Below are 4,930 nucleotides of genomic sequence, written 5' to 3'. Positions count from 1 at the left end.
CATTAATTCAGCTCTGTTGCATCTTTGGTGAAAGGCAACCTGATCTTGGAAGCTAGACCAACTCGCTGTAAGCCCTGAATGAAGAGAAAGGTGGGATCTGGGAGGTATTTGATCTGACCATCGATTTTGGTAATGCCCTGACGCGCCGACCAAGGGAATGCATGGTGGCAATTGTGCCAGCCTTCACCTAGTGTTAAGAAGGCAACCAGTCCGTTGTTACGACTGTGATCGTCTGAGTGAAATGGCTGAGTGCCAAACTGATGGCAGAGTGAGTTGACTGTTGCCACGCCGTGAAAGAGAAGTGTGGTACTGACGAAGAAAGCAGCTAAATATTCGCTGCCGCCTAGGGCGAAAGATATTAGACCGAGTGCGATCGCTGGAACAATATGAAAACGATCGATCAGTCGAAGTATGGGGTCTTTCTCAACATCAGCAGGTAGCTTGGATGGAAGGAAGTTGCCACCAAGCAGCCACTGATAGTGAGACCACCAAAAGCCCTTAGTAGAATTGTGAGGATCGCCGGCTTGATCTGAGAATAGATGATGTTCGTCATGGTGGCCTTTCCACCAGCTAGGCCCCATCTGGCCAGCGGCACAAGCGATAATACTGCCAACCCATTTCACTGGCTTGGGAGCGCTGTAAGATTTGTGAGTAAGAAGGCGGTGATAGATACCCGTGATGGCCAGCATTCTGATCCAGTACAGAAAGGCGATCCATAGCCAGGCACCCAGGCTTAGTCCAGTGAACAGTGCCATGACTACGCCAATATGACAAGTGATAATAAAAACAGGTCCTGTCCAATATGCAGCTAGTACAGGCTTAGAGTAGTGTTGCTTTTGATGCTGTGTAGCTGTCTCTCGTGCTGGCTGGCTAAACGATGGCGATGGGCGAGATGGGCTCTTCAGTGGCATTAAATTTGCGTTCCTTCTTATTAGAACCGTGAGGCATGTCTTTTTTGCATGCCTCACGGTCGCACGATCAAGTGGTTACGCTATCTATCTTAGGACCAGTTAGGTTAAGAAAGATGTAGTAAGAACGCGGGCAAACTTGAAAAGCAGGTGCGATCGCGGCCCAAATTGCCCGATGTTCAATGATGGTCTACCGGTATCATCTATGACGACGGCCTAAATTAGGACGGTTTAGGTCTGAAAAAGAGTATAAAATTTAGTCCAAATACAGTCCTTTAATTTTAATTTGTTTCTAAAACTATTGAATTTACGTGAGTCTAGGGTTCTGACTGTTTGCGGTACACGCAACTAGTCAATAGCGGTGGAGAGTGAGCTCAACGGGGAAAGCTGACTACGTTCTCCTTGAGGGCTTCGTCTATGGACGCAACCAGATTTTTGCTGTGGGCTATTGTCGGTGTTGTAATCGGCGTTGCTAGCAGCTTGCTTGACTGGCAAATGTCATCTTGGACATACCTAATTTCTATCCTCTTGCTACTAGAAATTGTGATCAAATTTTTGTTTATGTGGGTATTATCACCGCTGAAATTCACAACGGCTGAACCTGGGCTATGGACCGACGCCGCTCAAGAAGAGTTGGCCCAGTACACCACACAGCTCAATCGGCTAGGCTTTGAGCAGCTAACTGACTACACTATCCCCGCCGATGAAGACAATAAACCAGTCGCTAGGTTATTTGTCCACCCGCAAAAGTTTTGTTTTGCAGAGATAGGGAAAGTCGGCAATGCACCTATTTTTTGTAGCATCTCTGGTCAACTTGAGAAAACATGGACGCTAGCGGTTACCAATACGTCAGTGAGTAGCAGTACCGCTGCAGTCTCATATGCCTTCTTACGACTGCCTCATCGGTTATTTAAGTTGAGAAAGGATGCATCCGCTGACGTGCTAATGCAAACCTTTGAGGATTGGCGATCGCAAGTATCCAATCATCTAAACCTAGGGCACGCAAAAAACATCACCGCTAAGGACTATTTCGTTAGGGAGCAAGAAGCTAGAACAAATCAGAGGAAAGCACTTCTCTACAAGAGCATTACCTGGGGCTTAATCGAACTGTTCTGGTTCAACCTCAGTCCAAAAGCAGAATGGCTTGGGGCTTACCAGGAGAAATCTGTAGCCATGTAAGAAAAGTCCATTTGATATAGCAAAGCGCGGAAAAGCTATATCTAGTCTGTAATCTCCAGTACAGTCAATAAAACGTGACGCTACCAACCTGCCTTTAAAAAGGTCCACTCATCATGCTATCTAAAGTCTCTGAAAAAACCATGCGTCAGGTGCGATGGAGTCTAGTCATCGGCTGGAGTGTGCTGATTGGTTCACTGTTTTACGACCCCCTCTCTAGCTGGCTGACCAAACCGACGAGCTTAGCGAGTCCGCTGCGGCTCAACGTAGAGAGATGCGTACCCGTTCAGGGGCAGTGTTTGACCGAAGTGCCCTATGCGTTAGGCGCGCCTTTGTTTTGGGGAATAATCGTACCTACCTCTATTTTCATCCTGTTGGTGCTGGGTCATGAGGTTTGGCGACGAGTTTGTCCGCTGTCATTTATTTCACAAATTCCCCGCGCGCTAGGCTGGGAACGTAAGCGCAAGCGTACTCACCAAAAAACAGGCAAAATTCGCTACGAACTGGTAAAAGTGGACAAAAAGTCGTGGCTGGCTCGCAATCACGTTTCCCTACAGTTTGGCCTGTTCTTTCTGGGTCTCTGCAATCGAATTTTGTTTGTCAATTCTAACCGGATTGCCCTGGGTATTTTTTTACTCGGAACAATTGCCGCTGCCCTTACAGTCGGATTTCTCTATGGTGGTAAGGCTTGGTGTCAATATTTCTGTCCGATGGCACCAGTGCAAAAAATCTACGCAGAACCTAGAGCCTTGCTCAACAGCACTGCCCATCTGGGCGATCGCCAGCCGATTAGCCAATCAATGTGTCGAACCATTAGCCCCGAAGGTAAAGAACTCAGCGCCTGCGTTGCCTGTCAAAGTCCTTGCATTGACATTGATGCAGAACGAACCTATTGGGACGGCATCCAAAAGCCTCAGCAGCAGTGGCTGTACTACGGCTATGTCGGGATTGCCGTCGGTTACTTTGTTTACTACTACCTATACGCGGGCAGCTGGAACTACTATTTCTCCGGCGCTTGGGCTCATGAGGAAGCGCAGCTCGCCAATTTGCTGAAGCCAGGATTTTATCTCTTTGGCGAGGCGATCGCAATTCCTAAACTAGTGGCCGTGCCACTCACGCTCGGCGCTTTTACCCTAACTGCCTATAGCTTGGGCCGCCTCGCCGAAAATCGCTACAAGGCTTACCGCTTGCGCCACCAACGCTCTGCCGATACTAGCCTCATTCGTCACCAGGCGTTTACCCTATGCACGTTCTTTATTTTCAATTTCTTCTTTATTTTTGCAGGCAACAACTTTATTCAGCTTTTACCGGGACTACTCCCTCAGGCGTTTCCGATTTTGATTGCGATCTGTAGCAGCTTGTGGCTGTATCGCACCTGGCAGCGCAGCCCCAGTCTTTATCGGCGAGAGAGTTTGGCAAGCCGCCTGCTCAAGCAGCTCAAAAAGCTAGACCTGGATGTTGCCAAAGCGTTAGAAGGGCGATCGCTAGATGATCTTAGTGCCGATGAACTCTATGTATTAGCCAAAGTGCTGCCCGACTTTTCTCAGGAGAAGCGGCTGCAAACCTACCAAGGCGTGCTCAAAGAAACCCTTCAAGATGGTTACGTAGAACCGGCGAACAGTTTGAAGAGCTTTGCACAACTGCGCCGAGAGCTGGATATTTCTGATGCCGATCACGAGACAATTTTGACCGCGCTGAGTCAAGACTATCCCGAAATCTTCGATCCTAGAAAGACCCATAGCCAAGAAAACTCACTGCGGTTGGAGAGCTACCGAGAGAGCTTGCTGGAAACGATTTTATCAGCTTGGAAAGATCACCCTGCTCAGGTGAGCGTAGCGGAATTAATGGCTGCTTTTTCAGAAGAGGCTTCGCCTGAAGCGATCGCAACTATTTTGGATAATCTGTCTCAGCGCGATCGCGCCCTAGTCACTAATATCCGCCAAGAGTACAGCATCACCGCTGATGATGAAGCCGATGCCCTGCACCAGAGCGACCCCCATCAGCTCTGGCACACCATCGCCGAGCGCATTAGCTTGCTCGACCATCTCAAAACAGGAGGAGACAACCAGCTGCGAAAAATCTTTGCCCAAATTGATGCAGACAGCTCAGGCCATATCAGCCTAACCGAGCTACGAGAATACATCCAGGCTATCGAACCCAACTTTACCACCGAGCAAATTAAGACCATGCTTCAGCGAGCAGATACCAGCGGTGACGAACAGGTGAGCTACGAAGAGTTTCAGTTAGTTATTCAGGGCCTTTCTTAGGCAATCAATTTGCTCAAATAGGCGGGTGTCATGGCCCATCCTAAAGCACCGCTCTTACCACTTCTTATAGGGCAAAAACTTACCACACATAATCACCTTGACGCGATCGCCCTTCGGATCTTCTTCCCTTTCCACATCGATCGAAAAATCAATCGCGCTCATAATCCCATCGCCAAACTTCTCATGCACCACTGCCTTCACCGGCATACCATACACCTGCATAATCTCGTAAAAGCGGTAGATCAGCGGGTCAGTCGGTACCAGTGGATCTAACCCACCTTTTACCGGGCACTCAGTCAGCGCCTCCGCCACATCTGGCCCTAGCCCCAACATCTCGACCATCTTGCCAGCCTCCTCTTCAGAAGCACTCGCCTGCCGATAAAAAACCGAAGCAATCCAAACTTCATCAAAGCCGAGTTTGGCCTCCAAATCCGCAAAGCTCAAGCCTTTCTCTTTCTTTGCTGCCAATAGCTTCTTCGTAACTTCTGGAGTCGTCATATCAAACACCTTTCAAATCAAGTTAACGTCATCTGAGATTCAGCTATGTAGTCTCATCTCCTGAAGTAATCCCCTCTGGGG

The 4,930-nt window shown here is 48.7% G+C and carries 4 protein-coding genes; 2 read left to right on the top strand and 2 right to left on the bottom strand.

Going from position 1 to position 4,930, the window contains the following annotated elements:
- Window positions 1-2: 2 nt before the first annotated feature.
- Window positions 3-755, bottom strand: coding sequence for an acyl-CoA desaturase (locus IQ256_RS28370; RefSeq protein ID WP_228025369.1), 753 nt, complete (start codon window positions 753-755; stop codon window positions 3-5).
- Window positions 756-1,325: 570 nt separating this feature from the next.
- On the opposite strand from IQ256_RS28370, the gene IQ256_RS28365 reads away from it, so the two are divergent.
- Both IQ256_RS28365 and IQ256_RS28360 read left to right on the top strand, forming a co-directional pair.
- On the top strand, window positions 1,326-2,087 hold the full coding sequence (locus IQ256_RS28365; RefSeq protein WP_193859039.1) for a hypothetical protein: 762 nt from the start codon (window positions 1,326-1,328) through the stop codon (window positions 2,085-2,087).
- Between the two features lie 113 nt (window positions 2,088-2,200).
- The gene (locus IQ256_RS28360; protein ID WP_193859038.1) at window positions 2,201-4,351 is read left to right on the top strand and encodes an EF-hand domain-containing protein; all 2,151 of its coding nucleotides are present in this window, start codon (window positions 2,201-2,203) and stop codon (window positions 4,349-4,351) included.
- A gap of 54 nt (window positions 4,352-4,405) precedes the next feature.
- Here IQ256_RS28360 and cynS read toward each other — a convergent pair whose 3' ends face one another.
- Window positions 4,406-4,849 (bottom strand): cyanase, encoded by a 444-nt coding sequence (gene cynS, locus IQ256_RS28355; protein WP_193859037.1) that lies wholly within the window; start codon window positions 4,847-4,849, stop codon window positions 4,406-4,408.
- Window positions 4,850-4,930: the final 81 nt, after the last annotated feature.

This window comes from cf. Phormidesmis sp. LEGE 11477, assembly GCF_015207105.1.
Taxonomy (GTDB): domain Bacteria; phylum Cyanobacteriota; class Cyanobacteriia; order Phormidesmidales; family Phormidesmidaceae; genus Phormidesmis.
The sequence above is the reverse complement of the archived record's forward strand: the minus strand, read 5'-3'. Positions and strand labels throughout refer to the sequence as shown.

Excerpts from the sequence above, each read along its gene's own strand:
- cynS (WP_193859037.1), bottom strand. The coding sequence starts at position 4,849 with ATGACGACTCCAGAAGTTACGAAGAAGCTATTGGCAGCAAAGAAAGAG.
- IQ256_RS28365 (WP_193859039.1), top strand. The coding sequence starts at position 1,326 with ATGGACGCAACCAGATTTTTGCTGTGGGCTATTGTCGGTGTTGTAATC.
- IQ256_RS28370 (WP_228025369.1), bottom strand. The coding sequence starts at position 755 with ATGGCACTGTTCACTGGACTAAGCCTGGGTGCCTGGCTATGGATCGCC.
- IQ256_RS28360 (WP_193859038.1), top strand. The coding sequence starts at position 2,201 with ATGCTATCTAAAGTCTCTGAAAAAACCATGCGTCAGGTGCGATGGAGT.